Origin of the sequence: Achromobacter pestifer, from assembly GCF_902859625.1 — a bacterium.
In the GTDB taxonomy this organism is placed as follows: domain Bacteria; phylum Pseudomonadota; class Gammaproteobacteria; order Burkholderiales; family Burkholderiaceae_B; genus Achromobacter; species Achromobacter pestifer.
In genome coordinates this window covers 575,438-591,464 of record NZ_CADIJX010000003.1, presented here as the reverse complement: position 1 = coordinate 591,464, position 16,027 = coordinate 575,438, and the positions used below count along the sequence as shown (strand labels likewise).

Sequence of the window (16,027 nt, the reverse complement as noted above, 5' to 3'; positions counted from 1 at the left end):
CCATCCGGCGCCGTGCCGCTCAAGGCAGGCGGTATTTTTCCTCGCGATAGATCCAGCTTGCCCAGAGCGCATGCGCCAGGGCCTCTTCAGTGAGTGCCGGATCCGTAGGTTGCACGGGATCGTACGTTTCGTCCTGGCCCACGGGTGCGGCCTTGTAGCGGAATTCGCTCGGGGGCTTGGACGGTTCCAGCACCAGGAGTTTATCGCCTTGCAGGTATCCGAAATTGTCGGCGTACTGCATGATGGCGCGGTTCGGATCGCGTTGGGTCAGGTCGGCGCCCAGCATCGGATTCACGTTGTCCAGACCAATCAAGGACAGCAGGGTGGGAGCCATGTCGATCTGGCTGACCAGCCGTTCGTCCTGGCGCGGCGCGATGCCAGCGCCCAGGAACAGCGCGGGGATCTGGAAATGGCGCACGGGAACGGGGATCGAACCATACACGCGCGAATCATGGTCCGCGATGACCAGGAACACCGTATTTTCCCAGTACGGCGCCTTTTTGGCCTTCTCAAAGAACTGGCCCAGGGCCCAATCCGCGTAGCGCACGGTGTTGTCCACGGTGGCCGGGTCGCCCACGGGCTGGATGCGGCCTTCGGGGTACTCCCATGGCGAATGGTTCGTCACTGAAAACGCCAGGGTGAAGACCGGCTTGTCGCCGTCGGCGCGCAGCAGGCGGTCGACCTGGTTGAACATGTCTTCGTCCGAAGCGCCCCATGACCCCTCAAATACCGGGTTCACGAACTTCGGACGGTCGATGACTTCGTCAAAGCCATTGCCCAGGAAGAAGGCGCGCATATTGTCGAAGTGCGATTCGCCGCCGTAGACAAAGCGCGAGTGATAGCCGTGCTTGCCCAGCACCTGTGCCAGCGTGAAGAAACCCGTCTGCGAACGCGGCAGCTTGACCACCGCGTCGGCCACGCTGGGCAGGAAGCCCGCCGTCACCGCTTCGATGCCACGCACCGAGCGTGTGCCCGTGGCGTAGGCACGGTGGAACATCCAGGCTTCCCTGGACAGGCGATCGATGTTGGGGGTCAGGTCGCGACCGCCCAGGCTGCCCACGTATTGCGCGCCCAGGCTTTCCTGCAAGATGATCACGACATTCAGCGGCTTATCGCGGCGCACCGTGGCTTTCTGCTCGTGCAGACTGGGATATCGCGCGTCCAGCGGCGCACCGGTCAGGCCAGCTTTCTCGCGCACGATGGCGTTCATCTGGTCAACCGGCATCTTGGGATACATGGCAGCAGACGAACGCTCGTCCCGCATGCGATAGGCCGCGTCAAACACGCTGTACAGCGAGTTGAGCGCCAGCGAGTTGACCATGGCGTCCGAACTGAAGGCCACCTTGGCCGGGTTGATCGGGCGGTGCTCCAACGTGCCGCGCGCGCCCAACACCGCCAGAGCCAAGATCACGAACGACGCGATCGGCCGTTTCCACCATGCCATGAACGGATCACGCGCGCGCGTCGGGAACAGCTTGACCGCGAGCCAGGCCGCCACCAACAGCACCACGAAGGCGGCCAGCAAGACGCCCTTGTAGCCCTGCCACAGCATGGAACCCACTTCTTTCGGATTCAACAGGTAGATGAAGTACAGGCGGTTCGGGCGCGTGTCGTATTCCGCGATGAATTGCGGCGTGGAGACTTCCAGCAGCACATACAACATCCACCAGATGCGGAACCACCATGCCGTGATGCGGGCAGCCATCGGCCGGTGCCCGAACCAGGGCGAAAACACCGCCGGCAGCGCAACCACCATCGACAACAGGCAGACGTCGATGCGCAACCCGCCGAAGAGCACGGGCAATAAGCCGCCAGCCGCTTGCACGCGGTCCCACATCCAGAATGACAGGCCCAGACGCGACAGCGTCAACATCACCAGGACGGCGAGGATAAACCGGAGTGTCAGGCGACGCATGCGGCAGCCCTCCAAGAGCGGCGCGAGCTCGCTTGTTCAGATGAAGTGATCCTGCTGGGGGTGCCGAGCAAAGCCATGCCGCCTCGTTGTCCTGAAATGAAAACGGGCCAAGGTTAACGCGGTTTCACCGCCATGAACGGCGATATTGCGTGGCTCAAACGTTGTACGACATCATATTTCAACCGCTCGACGCAACCCAACGCCACGCCCCACGCCGGCTACTGCGCGCGGCGCAGGCGTTCGCGGCTATTGCTCAAGTGCGTGCGCATGGCCGCGCGCGCGGCCTCGGCGTCCTGGCGCAGGATGGCGCTGTAGATATCTTCGTGCTCAAGGTTCACGCGCGCCAGATAGGCGGCGCGGTCTTCGTGTGCGAACTTGGCCGAATTGATGCGAGTACGCGGAATGATGGCCGACCCCAGGTGCGACATCAGGTCCGCGAAGTAGCGGTTGTCGGTGGACTGCGCCACCAGCAGGTGAAACTGGAAATCGGGAGTGATCGTATCGCCGCCGTTCTCCAGCGCATTGCGGAACAGGTCCAGCGCACGGCGCATCTCCTGCAACTGCACATCGCTACGACGGATGGCGGCCAGGCCCGCGGCCTCGCTTTCCAGGCAGATGCGCAATTCCAGCAGCACCAGCACATCGCGCACGGTGGCGATGTCGGCCGGATCAATGCGGAAGTCACCGCTGCCGCTGGGTTCCAGCGCATAGGTGCCCACGCCGTGATGCGTTTCGACCAGCCCCGACGCTTGCAGGCGCGACAACGCCTCGCGCACGACGGTTCGGCTGACGCCGAACTGACGCATGATTTCGGATTCGGTGGGCAGCTTGTCGCCGGGGTGGATTTCACCGCTTCGGATGCGTTCGGAAATGCTCTCGACCAGGCCTTGGGCCAAGTTCCGGGGACGACGCTGTGGCAAAACGGGGGTATCGACAGGAGCGTTCATCAGGGATTATCCGAAGGCGGTTGCGCAAAGCTTGACGCTGAAATTTGGCGGTCATTATACTTTGCTGAAGTTGTACGATAACGTACCAGATAAGTCCACTCCACTGCGCCATCCACCGAGCGTTGCGCCATGAGCCGAACTATCAACAACATGCCTGCCTCCTTTCGTTGCCATCGCTTGTTGTTGACTGGCGCGGCGGGCAACCTGGGCCGGGTACTGCGTCCCCGGCTAAAGGCCCACGCGGAAGTGCTGCGCGTGTCGGACCTTGACCTTGCCGCTCTGGAGCCTGCCGGCCAAGGCGAAGAAACCCTCCCCTGCGACTTGGCCGATGCCACGGCGGTACTCCAGCTGGTGCAGGGTGTCGACGCCATTGTGCACCTGGGCGGCGTCTCGGTGGAGCGGCCGTTCGACGAAATCCTGCCTGCCAACATCCAGGGCGTCTACAACCTGTATGAGGCCGCCCGTATCCACAACGTGCGCCGCGTGGTGTTCGCCAGTTCAAACCACGTCATCGGCTTTCATGAGCAGGGCAAGCAGCTGGATGCCAGCGCGCCCCTGCGCCCCGACGGCTACTACGGCCTGAGCAAGGCCTATGGCGAAAACCTGTCACGGTTCTACTTCGACCGATACGGCATCGAAACCGTGTGCCTGCGCATTGGCTCGTCGTTTCCCGAACCCAAGGACCGCCGCATGATGGTCACGTGGCTAAGCTACGACGACCTGAGCGATCTGGTCACGCGGTCGCTGTTCACACCCGGCGTCGGCCACCTGATCGTATATGGCGCATCCGCCAATCGCGATCGTTGGTGGCACGACGACGCAGCCAAGGTATTGGGGTTCGTCCCCCAAGATTCGTCCGAGTCCTTTCGCGCGCAGGTCGAGGCGCAACCCGCGCTGGCGGCCGACGACCCCGCCGCCCGCTACCAGGGCGGGGCGTTCGTCAAAGCGGGACCCTTCCCCTTTCCGCCCTCCTCCCCAACCGAGTAGGCATCACCATGCCGGCAACCGCCGAACGTATCGGAAACCTGTTGTGCGGCACAGGCGAAAGCCCGGTCTGGCGCTCCGCCGACCAGACGTTCACCTGGACCGACATTCCTGGCAAGGCACTGTGGCGCTGGTCGCCCGGAACCGGCGACATCGCGCAGTGGGCGCTGCCGCAGATGGCGGGTTGCATCGCCATGCGCGGCGCAGGCTGGTTGCTGGCGATGGAAGATGGGCTGTACGCCTGCGACGCGCTGCAAGCGGGCGAGCCCTGTGTGCCCCGGCTCCTGGCCAGCGTCCCCCATGCGGCGCCCGGCATGCGCTTCAACGATGGCCGCTGCGACCGCCAAGGCCGCTTCCTGGCCGGCACGATGGTGATGGACATGGGCCTGGCGCAGGCTGCCGGCAAACTCTACCGCTATGACGTCCAAGGCCTCGCCGTGCTGCTGGACGACTTGATCGTGCCCAACGGCATGGCGTTCAGCCCGGATGGCAGGACGATGTACCTGTCGGACTCCCACCCGTCGCGCGCGATGGTCTGGGCCTTCGACTACGACAGCGACACAGGCATGCCGCACAACCGCCGCCCCTTCATCTCCGCCTTGCCGGCCGGCCGGCCCGACGGCGCTGCGGTGGATACGGACGGCGGTTACTGGATCTGCGGCAACGACGCCGGCCGCGTCTACCGCTACACGCCCGATGGCCGCCTGGACCAGACCTACTCCGTGCCCGTCGCCAAGGTCGCGATGTGCGCGTTCGGCGGCGCCGGCATGGACACGCTGTTCATCACGTCGATCCGCCTTCCGTCCGCCGCCCCCGGCGCTCTCGACGGCGCCGTGTTCGCCCTGCGCCCCGGCGCGCAAGGCTTGGAGGAAACCGCAAGCGCCGGCTAGCACCCGATCGGGGAGACCGTCACCCGCCCCAAAAGCGAAGTAAGCAGGTCCGTATCTATCAAAGAGCTTCGAGGCCGTCCCGGCCCTCAACGAAACGCCGTACTCCAACCGGAGGTAGACATGCTGCGCCCCACCCTGACCCGCGCCATTTTGGCGGCGGCCGCCTTGCTGACGCTGATTCCCGCCACCCACGCCGCCGAGCTGCGCTCAGCCGACATCCATCCCGACGACTATCCCACCGTGCTGGCCGTGCGCCACTTCGGTGAACTGGTCAAGCAACGCACCAATGGCCGCATCACCGTCAAGGTGTATGCCGGCGGCGCGCTGGGCAATGAAGACGATTCGATCGAACAGGTGAAGCTGGGTGCCCTGGCCATGGCCCGCGTCTCCAGCGCCGCGATGCACAACATCTGCCAAACCACGCGCGTGCCATCGCTGCCCTTCCTGTTCCGCTCCAAGGAACATCTGCACAAGGTGCTCGATGGCGACATCGGCGACCAGATCCTGCGTTCCTGCGAAGGGGCCGGTTTTGTTGGCCTGGCTTGGTATGACAGCGGCTCGCGTTCGATGTACACGCGCAACAAGCCGATCAAGACGCTGGCCGACGCCAAGGGGCAGAAGATCCGCGTGCAGCAATCCGACCTGTCCGTCGCCATGGTTGAAGCGATGGGCGGCAATGCCACGCCAATGCCGATGGGCGAGGTCTACACGTCCTTGAAAACGGGGTTGGTGGACGCCGCCGAAAACAACTTCCCCAGCTACGAAAGCGCGCATCACTACGAGGTCGCCAAGTACTACGCGATGACCGAGCACACCATGACGCCAGAGATCCTGATCTTCTCCAAGCGCCAATGGGACAAGCTGCCGCCCGAGGACCAGAAGATCCTGCGCGACGCGGCGCGCGAATCCGTTCCGTTCATGCGCAAGCTGTGGGACGAGCGCGAACAGAAATCGCGCGCCGTGGTTGAAAAGGCGGGCTCGCAGATCGTGGAGGTGGACAAGGCATCGTTCCAGGGCGCGATGAAGCCCGTGTACGACCGCTTCGTCACAACACCTGAAATGAAAGACCTGGTCGCGAAGATCCAGGCCGTTCAGTGAGGACACCATGTTGGCCACACCCACGAATGAAACCGATGTCGCCGCGGGGGGCCGGGCGCAAGCCCTGGCTGCCCCGCTGGATGCCTATACGCGCGGTTGCGCGGTGTTGGCGCGTGCCTGCATGTGGACCAGCGTGCTGGGACTGGTCTGCCTGATCGTCGCCGTAACGTTGCAGATCGTCGGCCGCCACGTGCTCAACAGCACACCGACCTGGGCGGAAAGCCTGGCGTTGCTGCTGGTGCTGTACGTCACGATGCTGGGCGCGGCAGTGGGCGTGCGCGATGCGGGCCACATCGGCTTTGAATCGCTGCTGGATGCCCTGCCGAAAGCCGGCCAGCGGCGGCTGCGGATCTTCATCCATCTGCTGGTGCTGCTGTTTGGCGTGCTGATGGCATGGAACTGCGGCGTGTTGGCGGAATCCGTCGCCGCCTACAAGATCCCGAACCTGGGGATATCGAACGCCTGGAAGTACATCCCCGCCACCCTGTCCGGCACCTTGATCGCGCTCTTCTCCATCGAGCACATCATCGCCATCCTACGCAACCATAAGGTGGTACCGGCATGGCGCTGACACTGCTTTCCTTTACGTTCATGGGGTTCCTGGTGATCGGCGTGCCCGTGGCCTTCGCCATCGGCCTGTCGTCCATCACCGCCATCATGGTCGAAGACCTGCCGCTGGCGGTGGCCTTCCAGCAGATGACGTCCGGCATGAACGCCTTCTCGTTCCTGGCCATCCCCTTCTTCATCTTCACGGGTGAACTGATGCTGTACGGCGGCATCGCCGACCGCATCGTGGCGTTTGCCAAGTCGCTGGTGGGGCACGTGCGCGGAGGGCTGGGCATGTCCAACGTGGTGGCCTGCACGCTGTTCGGCGGCGTGTCGGGGTCGCCCGTGGCGGACGTGTCCGCGATGGGTTCGGTGATGATCCCGATGATGAAGCGCGAGGGCTATCACGCGGACTACGCGGTGAACGTGACCACGCATGCCGCCCTGGTCGGCGCGCTGATGCCCACCAGCCACAACATCATCATCTACACGCTGGCCGCAGGCGGCAAGGTATCGATCGCGGCCCTGATCGCGGCAGGCGTCGTGCCAGCAGTGATCCTGACCCTGTGCAATCTGGCCGCGGCGTATTTCGTGGCGCGCAGCCGGGGCTATCCGGCGGGCACGTTCCCGGGGTGGCACATCGTGCTGCGTTCGCTGGTGGCGGCGGCGCCTGGCCTGTTCGTGGTGGTGCTGATCATCACGGGCATCCTGAGCGGCGTCTTCACCGCAACCGAATCCGCGGCGGTGGCGGTGCTGTATGCGCTGGCCCTCACGGTCTTCGTGTATCGATCACTGACTTGGGACCAGTTCGTGCGCGCCGCCAGCAAGGCCGTCAAGACGACGGGCGTCGTGTTACTGCTGATCGGCATCTCAGCCACCTTCGGCTACCTGATCAGCTTCTACGGCGTGGCCGAAAAAACGGGCGAGCTGATGGCTTCGGTATCGACCAGTCCGTGGGCCATCTTCCTGATGGTCAACGTCATCCTGTTCGTGCTGGGCACCTTTCTGGACATGGCCGCCACCATCCTGATCTGCACGCCGATCTTCCTGCCGATCTGCATGCAGTACGGCATGGGGCCGGTGCAATTCGGGATCGTGATGCTGTTGAATTGCGCGCTGGGACTGAACACGCCTCCGGTCGGAACGACACAGTTCGTGGGGTGCGCGATCGGCGGCGTATCGGTGGGCACCGTGATGCGGACGATCTGGCCCTTCTATGGCGCCTTGCTGGCCGCGCTGGCGCTGGTGACCTATGTGCCGGCTTTTTCGCTCTGGTTGCCTGGCGTGTTGCTTAACTGATCGGGTGACTCGTGGGACGGATCGCTAGCGCGGCTCCGTCCCGCGATCAGCGGATAGAAAAACAACGCCGCCAAGAACCACAACAATGCGGCCGACCAGAGCGTCTGGCTCAGAAAATGGGCGCCCTGCACAATGCGCACCGCCGAAAACCCAACACCAGCGGTCACTCCCACGGCCAGGCCCCACCAGCGCCAGGCCGGCCGGTCCAGGGCCCACCCGACAAAGTACAGCGTCAGCATTGAATAGCCCGCGCCCGCATGACCACTGGGCATGGCGCCCCCGGATCGCGCACGCACCCAAGTCCACCAGTGCAGCGGATACGGCGTATAGCCACCCAGGGTTTCCAGATCGTAGGGGCGCGGCAAGGTGGTGTAGTGCTTCAGTTGATTCACGACCACCTGCCCCACCAGGCAGGTGGCGGCCAGCGCCAGAGCCGGCCCACGCCACGGACGCCAGGCCGGAATGCGGAAACTGGCGGCCGCCACGCCGACGGCGGCCAGCGCAACAGCGATCGGCAGCGCCAGCACCATGCGGTGCCCCAGCAGATCCAGCCAGCGGTTCACGTGCAGCGGAAAGTCGTCCAGCACGGGGTCGAAAAGCGCCCGGGCAATGCGCAGATCCAGGCCCGAGGCATTGGCCCACCAGGCCAGGCACGCTAGCGCCAGCGTCACGCCGATCAGCTGACTGCTCAGGTACCAGGCAGGCGTCGGCGCGCGCGCTGCGGACAGCAAAGGGGACGGCATGGGTCGATAGACCAGGGACGCATCGGACAGGTGAAGAGCTTAGTTCGCCGAGAGTCGAAATTTCGTCAAATTCGGCCTTGTCGCTCCGACGCGACACCCCCGGCCGGCGTGGCGGCGCCCCCTCCCTCGAATCGCAGGGAAAAGCGCGTGCCCCGGGATTCCGGCTCGCGCGACGATTCAACGGTCAGCGACCAACCTTGCATGTCGCAGACGCGCTTGGCGATCGCCAGCCCCAACCCCCGGGCGGTTTCATCGCGATCACCCGTATTGGAATCCCGCATCCGTCCGCTGTAGTAGCGGCGGAACAGGAACGGCAGGTCGTCGGTGGCAATTCCCTTGCCATCATCGCTCAGTTCAAGCACGCCTTGCGCGCTGAAACGAGTCGTCAGCGTGGCCGGGGCGGCATGTTCCACGGCGTTGCGCACCAGGTTGCGCAGCACGGTCAAGAGCGCATAGCGGTCTAATGTCAGGACATGGCCGGGCGCGATCTGGTTGTCCAGGCGCAGTTCAGCCTGCCCGGCCAAGGTCTGGTAGCCACGCCAGGCATCTTCCATGCATTCAGCCACATCCACCGGTGCCGGTGGCAGCAGTTGGTCACGCGCCATTGCCCGCGCGCTCTCCAGGCAAACGATCACATCATCCACGTTGTCCACCACCCGGGTCAGGCGCTGGTGTTGATCCGGCGTCAGCGCCTGGGTCAGCAACATCAGTTCACTGTCGGAACGGATGGCCGCCAGCGGCGTGCGGACTTCATGGCTGAGGTTGCCCGCGAATTCGCGTTCACGGGCGATCGATCGATCGACCTGGTTCTGCACGCGGTTGAAAGCCTCGATCAGCCGGCCCGCCTCGTCATCGCGGGTGACCGCCATGTCCGGAGAACCGGGCGCCCAGGTCGACAGCCGATCCGTCAGATCCAGCAGGGGCCCCACCGCCACGGCCGCCACCCGCCGCGACAGCGCATAAGCGCCCACCACGCAGATGGCGCCCACGCCCAACACGATCAGGCCGAAGTCATGAACCCGTTCTTCGTTGTCGGTGGCGTCGTACAGCAGGTAGACCTTGCCCCGGCCTGTCTCGGCCACCATCACGTGCCAGGTATAGGCGCCCGGCTCGATCAGGTGCAGCCCGCTTTCCAGCCCCACCACTTCGTCGGGAATACCCGCCGGGCGCTGGCCATCCACGCTCATCCATGCCCGCATCGCGCCGCCCAGTTCTCGCGCGCCCCGACGCGGCATGAACTCGTCGCTGGCCCGTGCATGCTGGACCAGGCGGTCCATTTCGGTGTTGAGAATGTCGTTGACCAGATCGTCTTCCATCTGGTCGAAGGTCAAGTAGGCCAACAGCGCCAGCGCCGTCACGAACAGCGCAACCGTGCCCGTCAACGCCCACACCACCCGTTGGGTCAATGTGCCGCCGGCCGCCGATGTCATGGCTCGCCCCCGGTCAGCACCAGCCGCCAGCCGGTTCCATGCATGGTCTCGATACCGTCAAAGCCCGCGTCGGCCAAGGCCCGGCGCAGCAGGTGGACCTGACTGCGCAGCGCGTCTGAGGACGGAGGCTCATTGCCCCACAATACGGACTCCAGTTCTTCACGCGCCACCACCCTGCCCGGATCGCGCATCAGGGCTTCCATGATCAGGCCAGCCTTGCGCGTCAGGTGCACGGGGGTATCGTTGACCGACACGCTACGGCTGCGCGTATCGTATTGCAACGGGCCGAATTGGCGGATCGAATCCACCGTGGCCCCCTTGGCGCGCTGGATCAGAGCCAGCAGGCGGGCCTCGACTTCAAGCAGGGCGAACGGCTTGGTCAGATAGTCGTCCGCGCCGTGCGAGAACCCCGCCAACTTATCCTCAAGGCTATCGCGCGCGGTCAGCATCAGCACCGGCACTGCCATCCGCATGTCGTTGCGCAAGGTGTGCAGTACCGCATTGCCGTCCATGCCCGGCAGGCCAATGTCCAGGATCAGGGCATCGAAGCGTTGCTCTTTCGCGCGCTCCAGCGCGGCGTGGCCGGTGTAGGCCACGTCCGGCAAGAATCCGCGTGCCTCCAGAAAGGTGTAAAGGTTGCCGGCGATGATGTGATCATCTTCAACGATCAAGATCCGGTTGTTCGCACCCGCTGCGGGGCTGGCTGCCATGGTTGACGCTCCGAATGGAAAGTACGGCCGGGCCGGTGCGCAAGCGCCCTACGCTTGCAGCACCTTGCCTGGATTCATCAGCCCTTGCGGATCCAGCGCACGCTTGATGCGCAGCATCAGCGCCAGCTCGACGGGGCTCTTGTACCGCGGCAGTTCGTCGCGCTTGAGTTGCCCCACTCCGTGCTCGGCACTGATCGACCCGCTGTGGGCGTGCACGCTGTCATGCACGACGCCATAGATTTCGCTTTGCAGCGCCAACAACTCGCTCTCAGTCTGGCCGGGCGCATTGGCCACGTTGTAATGCAAATTGCCGTCGCCCAGATGCCCGAAGATCACGTGGCGCACGCCGGGAAAGCGCGCTTGCAGCAAGGCATTGGTCTTGTGCACGAACCCGGCGATGGAAGAAATGGGAATGGACACGTCGTGCTTGACCGACTTGCCCAGTTCGGCCTCGGCCAGCGGGATGCTCTCGCGCAAGTGCCAAAGCGCCTTGCTCTGCGCCACGTTGGCGGCAATGGCGGCATCGTCGATCAGGCCCGCATCGATGGCATCGCCCAGCACGGCCTCGAAGCGGTCGCGCGCATGCGCCTCGCTTTCGCTGTCGGACAGCTCAAGCAGCGCGAACCAAGGCGATTCGGCAGCGCCGCCTTCAAAGGGCAGCCGTTGTTGCGGAAACAGGCGCACCACGGCTTGCAGGCAAGCGCCGCTCATGAGTTCAAACCCGGTCAGCGCGGAGCCAAAGCCCGAACGTGCGCGCGCCAGCAGATCCACCGCGTGATCGATGGTGTCCAGCGTCAGTAGCGCGGTGCACGAAGCCACGGGGCGGGGAAATAATTTCAGGGTGGCGGCAGTGATGATGCCCAGCGTCCCTTCACTGCCGATGTACAGGTCACGCAAGTCGTAGCCGGTATTGTCCTTGCGCAGGCCGCGCAGGCCGTTCCAGATCTCGCCCTCCGCGGTAACGACTTCCAGACCTAGCGTCAGGTCGCGCGTGTTGCCGTAGCGCAGCACCTGCGTACCGCCCGCGTTGGTGGCAAGATTGCCGCCAATCGTGCAGCTGCCTTCGGCCGCGAGGCTAAGCGGGAACAAGCGATCCGCCGCCGCGGCGGCCTCTTGCACGGCTTGCAGGATGCAACCGGCTTCCACGGTGATGGTGTCGTTGGCGGTATCCAGGTTGCGCACGGCGGTCAGGCGCGAGGTGGACAACACCACCGCACGGCCGGAGTCGTCCGGCGTGGCGCCGCCGCACAGGCCGGTATTGCCACCTTGCGGCACAAGCGGCACGCCATGATGCAGGCACAGCTTCACCGCCGCAGCGACTTCCTGGGTGGAACCTGGCCGGATCACCGCCAGCGCCACGCCCCGGTAGCGGCGACGCCAATCCAGCACGTAGGATTCAGCGTCCTCGCCGGTCAACACATGGGAGAACCCCAGCAGGGACTGTAGATCGCTCAGCAATGTCATAGGCGCCGCACAAGGAAGGCCTGGTCTCGCCCAGGCGCAGATCAAGGGATGTGCGGACTATTGTAGGGGCGGAATCGCCCGGGCCGAAGCTGGCCCTAACCGACCACCTGGTCCAACCGTGTACCCGTCAGGCCAGAGCAGTAGGCACGGGACGCAATGCGGTTCATGAGAAAAGCCCGGTCGACGCCCGCAGGACCCGGCATTTCGGAGAGAGCACGGTAGGCACGGCGCAGAGCCTCGCCGCGCGTCGCGCCGCATACCAGCAGCCGCGTGCAGGGCAGGCGGCGGTCCACGCAACCGTCGATGCGCATTTCCAGCGCATGGGCGGCATCGGGATCATGCCCCGCCACCGCCGAGCCCGCATGTGGCTGCGCCTGCGCGCCCGTCACCCGGAACACGCCACTGCGGTCGTCCAGCGAAAAAGCCACCGTACCCATCCCCTGCCATCCTCGGTCACGAGCCACATCGGCGGCAATCGTGCGCAGCGCGGCCTCGACGGAAGACGGCAGATGCGGCGCCGGGCACTCGGCGATCAGTACCCGGGCTTCACGCCAGACGCAGCGTTCCCAGGCCCGGCCTGTGGCCAATTCGCCGGCTTCGGATACGAAGACATGGATATCAAGGCGGCGCTCGCGGCCTGCTGCGGGTCCGGCGTAGTCCGTGGGGGGGCCGCGCCTGCTGGTGGCGCCCCGCGATGACATGACAGTAGAAACTTTGGCACCCATGGCCCCTCCCGGTCTTTCTGCTTGCATAGCAAGCGTATCACCTTCGGATGACGAGCAAGTTCCATGCCACGCCGCCGCCCCTGGCAAAGCCCTTGCCGCGTTGCCGCCAACGCACCGGATCAAGGAGCCCGCGCCATCCCGTGCACCAAATCAGGGCGTACGCCAACCCTTAAGATGCCCTACACCGCCCGTTGGATGAGGCAGGCCCGTCCAATGGGGGATAATTCCAACTTGACCCCTTTACTAATCTGATTTTGATGTGCGGGTTTACCATTAAATCCCGTCAGAATCTGCGCAGCTACTCCCTTATCAAGGAATCGTCGTGGGCAAACAAAATCCCTTTCCCTCTTCCGTCTTCAAGGCCTACGACATCCGCGGCACCGTGCCGGATCTGATCGACGCCGACTTCGCCCGCGCCTTGGGCGTGGCACTGGCAGCCCGTGCGCGCGACGCAGGCGTGCAGACGCTGGTCGTAGGCCGGGACGGCCGCCTCAGCAGCGAAATGCTGTCGATCGCGTTGCAGGAAGGTATGTTGGAAGGCGGTGTGGATACCCTCGACGTCGGGATGGTTCCCACGCCCTTGGTCTATTTTGCCGCGAACATCATGCAGACCGGCTCCGGCGTGGCCATCACGGGTAGCCACAATCCGCCCAAATACAACGGCTTCAAGATGATGATGGGCGGCCGCGCCCTGTATGGCGATGACGTCCAGGCCCTGGGGGCTGCCATGAACGGCGCTAGCCCGGCGCCGGCAGAACGCCCCGGCATACGTCGTCAGTTGGACTTGGTTGCCTCCTATATTGCCCGCGTGGCCTCCGGCATCAAGCTGGCCCGTCCCATGAAAATTGCGATCGATTGCGGCAATGGCGTGGCCGGTGCGGTCGCCCCCCAGTTGTTCCGCGCACTGGGCTGCGAGGTCACTGAACTGTTCTGCGAAGTGGACGGCACGTTCCCCAACCACCATCCCGACCCCGCCGAACCCAAGAATCTGCAAGACCTGATCAAGTGCGTGGCGGAAACCGACTGCGAACTGGGATTGGCCTTCGACGGCGACGGCGACCGCCTGGGCGTGGTCACCAAATCGGGCCAGATCATCTGGCCCGACCGCCAACTGGTGCTCTTTGCCCGCGACGTGCTGGACCGCAACCCGGGCGCCACCATCATCTATGACGTGAAGTGCAGCCGCCACGTCGGCCTGTCGGTCGAAGCCGCCGGTGGCGTGCCCTTGATGTGGAAAACCGGCCACTCGCTGGTCAAGGCCAAGCTGGCCGAAACCGGCGCTCCGCTGGCTGGCGAAATGAGCGGCCACATTTTCTTCAAGGAACGCTGGTACGGTTTTGACGACGGCCTGTACACCGGCGCCCGCCTGCTGGAGATCGTGTCGCGCTTTGCCGATGCGTGCGCACCGCTGGAAGCCTTGCCGCAAGACGTGTCCACGCCTGAACTGAAGCTGGAAATGGAAGAAGGCCAGCCCTTCACGCTGGTCCAGGCCTTGCAGGAACAAGGTCAATTCCCCGATGCGCGCCGCGTGATCACCATCGATGGCGTCCGTGCGGAATACGCCGACGGCTTTGGCCTGGCGCGGCCCTCCAATACCACGCCCGTCGTCGTGCTGCGCTTTGAAGCGCAGACCGCCGAGGCGCTGCAACGCATCCAAGCCGACTTCCGCCGCGAACTGGGCAAGCTCGCGCCGGACGCCAAACTGCCTTTCTGAACCGCCCATGTCTCTTCCCAACAGCCCGGCCTGGCATCAATTCACCGCAGCGGCGAATGCCGCACCGCGACGCGGCGAGCAACTGCGCTTGATCAACGCCCCGGGGCTGCGTCTGGACCTGAGCACGCAGGCCCACTCCCCCGCCTTGCAAGAGGCGTCGTCAGCGCTGCTGGCGCAGCAGGGCTTTGACGCTGCCCGCGCCACATTGTTTGACGGTGGCAACGCCAACTGGACCGAAGGACGCGCCGCCTGGCATACCGCCCTGCGTGCGCCCCAGCCGCCCGCAGCGGTCGCCGGCGCAGTGCTGGCCGAACGCGAACGCCTGCGAGAATTCGTGCGCGAGGCCGATGCAGCAGATCGCTACGGCTACGTACTGCACCTGGGCATCGGCGGCAGCGACTGGGGGCCACGCCTGGTGACGCGCGCCCTGCGGCACGGCGGCGCGCGGCGGGAAGTACGTTTTGCCTCCAATGTGGATTCGCATTCCGTCGCCGATGCCATGAGCCGGCTGGATCCGCACGACACGCTGGTCATCGTCGCCTCAAAATCATTCACCACGACCGAACCGCTGGCCAATGCGGAAGTCGCGATGAACTGGCTGCGCGAAGCGGGCGTGGCCGATCCCATCAAGCAGGTCGTGGCGATCACCTCCAACGTCGAGGCCGCGCTGAATCTGGGCATCTTGCCCGACCATATTTTCCAGATCTGGGATTGGGTGGGCGGCCGCTACTCGTTGTGGTCGGCGATCGGCCTGCCGATCGCGCTGGCGCTGGGCAATGACGCATTCGACCAGTTGCTGGCTGGCGCCGCCGCCATGGACGAGCATTTCCGTACCGCGCCGATCACCGAGAACGCGCCGGTGCAACTCGCACTTGCCGGCGTGGTCAACCGCAGCGTGCTGGGCTATGACTCGCTGGTGATCGCGCCCTACGATTCTCGGCTGTACCACATCGTGCCCTGGGCGCAGCAGCTGGAAATGGAATCGCTGGGCAAGGTTGCCACCGCCGACGGCAGCCCGGCGGGCGTGCCGACAGGAGCCGCGATCTGGGGCATGTCGGGCACCGACTGCCAACACACGTTCTTCCAATGGCTGCATCAGGACACCATGGGAGCGCCCGTGGACTTCATCCTGTGCGAACAGCCTGATCACGCCTATGCGCGCCACCATGAATTGCTGATCGCCAATTGTCTGGCGCAGCGTTCCGCGCTGCTGCGTGGCAAATCCTTTGATGAGGCACTGGCGGAGACCTCCGCCACCGAACGCGATCCGGCGCGCGCGCGCCTGTTGGCGCAGCATCGGGTGCATCCGGGCGGACGCCCGTCATCGCTGATCGTGCTGCCGCGCCTGGAAGCCTACACGCTGGGCGCGTTGCTGGCGCTGTATGAGCACAAAGTGTTCGTGCAAGGCGTGATCTGGGGCATCAACCCGTTTGACCAATGGGGCGTGGAGTTTGGCAAGGTGCTGGCCAAGAACATCATGCGCGAATTGGACTCCCCGCAGACCAGCCAGCAAGACCCCTCCACCCGTTTCTGGATCGACGCGATCGCGCGCCGCCACTAGA

14 protein-coding genes are annotated in these 16,027 nt (G+C 64.7%); 7 read left to right on the top strand and 7 right to left on the bottom strand.

From position 1 onward, the window contains the following. Window positions 1-19: 19 nt before the first annotated feature. Window positions 20-1,915 (bottom strand): LTA synthase family protein, encoded by a 1,896-nt coding sequence (locus HV753_RS14255; protein WP_175175135.1) that lies wholly within the window; start codon window positions 1,913-1,915, stop codon window positions 20-22. Window positions 1,916-2,133: 218 nt separating this feature from the next. Beyond that, the gene (locus tag HV753_RS14250; RefSeq protein WP_175175134.1) at window positions 2,134-2,862 is read right to left on the bottom strand and encodes a FadR/GntR family transcriptional regulator; all 729 of its coding nucleotides are present in this window, start codon (window positions 2,860-2,862) and stop codon (window positions 2,134-2,136) included. A gap of 129 nt (window positions 2,863-2,991) precedes the next feature. Here HV753_RS14250 and HV753_RS14245 point away from each other — a divergent pair, with 129 nt between their 5' ends. The 5 genes from HV753_RS14245 to HV753_RS14225 all read left to right on the top strand — a co-directional run bounded on the left by HV753_RS14245 (window position 2,992) and on the right by HV753_RS14225 (window position 7,679). Beyond that, a complete protein-coding gene (locus HV753_RS14245) occupies window positions 2,992-3,849 on the top strand; it encodes an NAD-dependent epimerase/dehydratase family protein (RefSeq protein ID WP_175175133.1) in 858 nt (285 codons plus the stop codon). 8 nt (window positions 3,850-3,857) lie between these two features. Beyond that, window positions 3,858-4,736 (top strand): SMP-30/gluconolactonase/LRE family protein, encoded by an 879-nt coding sequence (locus HV753_RS14240; protein ID WP_175175132.1) that lies wholly within the window; start codon window positions 3,858-3,860, stop codon window positions 4,734-4,736. A 120-nt stretch (window positions 4,737-4,856) separates the two neighbouring features. Beyond that, complete coding sequence (locus tag HV753_RS14235) at window positions 4,857-5,834, top strand: TRAP transporter substrate-binding protein (RefSeq protein WP_175175131.1); 978 nt, start codon at window positions 4,857-4,859, stop codon at window positions 5,832-5,834. A 7-nt stretch (window positions 5,835-5,841) separates the two neighbouring features. Beyond that, a complete protein-coding gene (locus HV753_RS14230; protein WP_175175130.1) occupies window positions 5,842-6,405 on the top strand; it encodes a TRAP transporter small permease in 564 nt (187 codons plus the stop codon). Then, on the top strand, window positions 6,396-7,679 hold the full coding sequence (locus tag HV753_RS14225; RefSeq protein WP_175175129.1) for a TRAP transporter large permease: 1,284 nt from the start codon (window positions 6,396-6,398) through the stop codon (window positions 7,677-7,679). Before HV753_RS14230 ends, HV753_RS14225 begins: the two co-directional genes overlap by 10 nt. Here the strand turns inward: HV753_RS14225 and HV753_RS14220 are convergent. The 5 genes from HV753_RS14220 to HV753_RS14200 form a co-directional block, all read right to left on the bottom strand. Further along, on the bottom strand, window positions 7,631-8,422 hold the full coding sequence (locus HV753_RS14220; RefSeq protein WP_175175128.1) for a phosphatase PAP2 family protein: 792 nt from the start codon (window positions 8,420-8,422) through the stop codon (window positions 7,631-7,633). The two genes, HV753_RS14225 and HV753_RS14220, sit on opposite strands and share 49 nt — an antisense overlap. Before the next feature lie 65 nt (window positions 8,423-8,487). Next, complete coding sequence (locus tag HV753_RS14215) at window positions 8,488-9,852, bottom strand: sensor histidine kinase (RefSeq protein WP_175175127.1); 1,365 nt, start codon at window positions 9,850-9,852, stop codon at window positions 8,488-8,490. Continuing rightward, window positions 9,849-10,562, bottom strand: a complete 714-nt coding sequence (locus tag HV753_RS14210) for a response regulator transcription factor (protein ID WP_175175126.1) — start codon at window positions 10,560-10,562, stop codon at window positions 9,849-9,851. The genes HV753_RS14215 and HV753_RS14210 overlap by 4 nt, the downstream gene beginning before the upstream one ends. 48 nt (window positions 10,563-10,610) lie before the next feature. Next, a complete protein-coding gene (locus HV753_RS14205; protein ID WP_175175125.1) occupies window positions 10,611-12,026 on the bottom strand; it encodes an FAD-binding oxidoreductase in 1,416 nt (471 codons plus the stop codon). A 95-nt stretch (window positions 12,027-12,121) separates the two neighbouring features. After that, on the bottom strand, window positions 12,122-12,751 hold the full coding sequence (locus HV753_RS14200) for a BPTD_3102 family carboxylase-like protein (protein WP_175175124.1): 630 nt from the start codon (window positions 12,749-12,751) through the stop codon (window positions 12,122-12,124). A 322-nt stretch (window positions 12,752-13,073) separates the two neighbouring features. Here HV753_RS14200 and HV753_RS14195 point away from each other — a divergent pair, with 322 nt between their 5' ends. Together HV753_RS14195 and pgi are read left to right on the top strand one after the other, a co-directional pair. Continuing rightward, window positions 13,074-14,465 (top strand): phosphomannomutase/phosphoglucomutase, encoded by a 1,392-nt coding sequence (locus HV753_RS14195; RefSeq protein ID WP_175175123.1) that lies wholly within the window; start codon window positions 13,074-13,076, stop codon window positions 14,463-14,465. Window positions 14,466-14,472: 7 nt separating this feature from the next. Next, window positions 14,473-16,026: a glucose-6-phosphate isomerase gene (pgi, locus tag HV753_RS14190; RefSeq protein ID WP_175175122.1), complete on the top strand. Its 1,554-nt coding sequence runs from the start codon at window positions 14,473-14,475 to the stop codon at window positions 16,024-16,026. Window position 16,027 lies beyond the last annotated feature (1 nt).

Excerpts from the sequence above, each read along its gene's own strand:
- HV753_RS14255 (WP_175175135.1), bottom strand. The coding sequence starts at position 1,915 with ATGCGTCGCCTGACACTCCGGTTTATCCTCGCCGTCCTGGTGATGTTG.
- HV753_RS14250 (WP_175175134.1), bottom strand. The coding sequence starts at position 2,862 with ATGAACGCTCCTGTCGATACCCCCGTTTTGCCACAGCGTCGTCCCCGG.
- HV753_RS14245 (WP_175175133.1), top strand. The coding sequence starts at position 2,992 with ATGAGCCGAACTATCAACAACATGCCTGCCTCCTTTCGTTGCCATCGC.
- HV753_RS14240 (WP_175175132.1), top strand. The coding sequence starts at position 3,858 with ATGCCGGCAACCGCCGAACGTATCGGAAACCTGTTGTGCGGCACAGGC.
- HV753_RS14235 (WP_175175131.1), top strand. The coding sequence starts at position 4,857 with ATGCTGCGCCCCACCCTGACCCGCGCCATTTTGGCGGCGGCCGCCTTG.
- HV753_RS14230 (WP_175175130.1), top strand. The coding sequence starts at position 5,842 with ATGTTGGCCACACCCACGAATGAAACCGATGTCGCCGCGGGGGGCCGG.
- HV753_RS14225 (WP_175175129.1), top strand. The coding sequence starts at position 6,396 with ATGGCGCTGACACTGCTTTCCTTTACGTTCATGGGGTTCCTGGTGATC.
- HV753_RS14220 (WP_175175128.1), bottom strand. The coding sequence starts at position 8,422 with ATGCCGTCCCCTTTGCTGTCCGCAGCGCGCGCGCCGACGCCTGCCTGG.
- HV753_RS14215 (WP_175175127.1), bottom strand. The coding sequence starts at position 9,852 with ATGACATCGGCGGCCGGCGGCACATTGACCCAACGGGTGGTGTGGGCG.
- HV753_RS14210 (WP_175175126.1), bottom strand. The coding sequence starts at position 10,562 with ATGGCAGCCAGCCCCGCAGCGGGTGCGAACAACCGGATCTTGATCGTT.
- HV753_RS14205 (WP_175175125.1), bottom strand. The coding sequence starts at position 12,026 with ATGACATTGCTGAGCGATCTACAGTCCCTGCTGGGGTTCTCCCATGTG.
- HV753_RS14200 (WP_175175124.1), bottom strand. The coding sequence starts at position 12,751 with ATGGGTGCCAAAGTTTCTACTGTCATGTCATCGCGGGGCGCCACCAGC.
- pgi (WP_175175122.1), top strand. The coding sequence starts at position 14,473 with ATGTCTCTTCCCAACAGCCCGGCCTGGCATCAATTCACCGCAGCGGCG.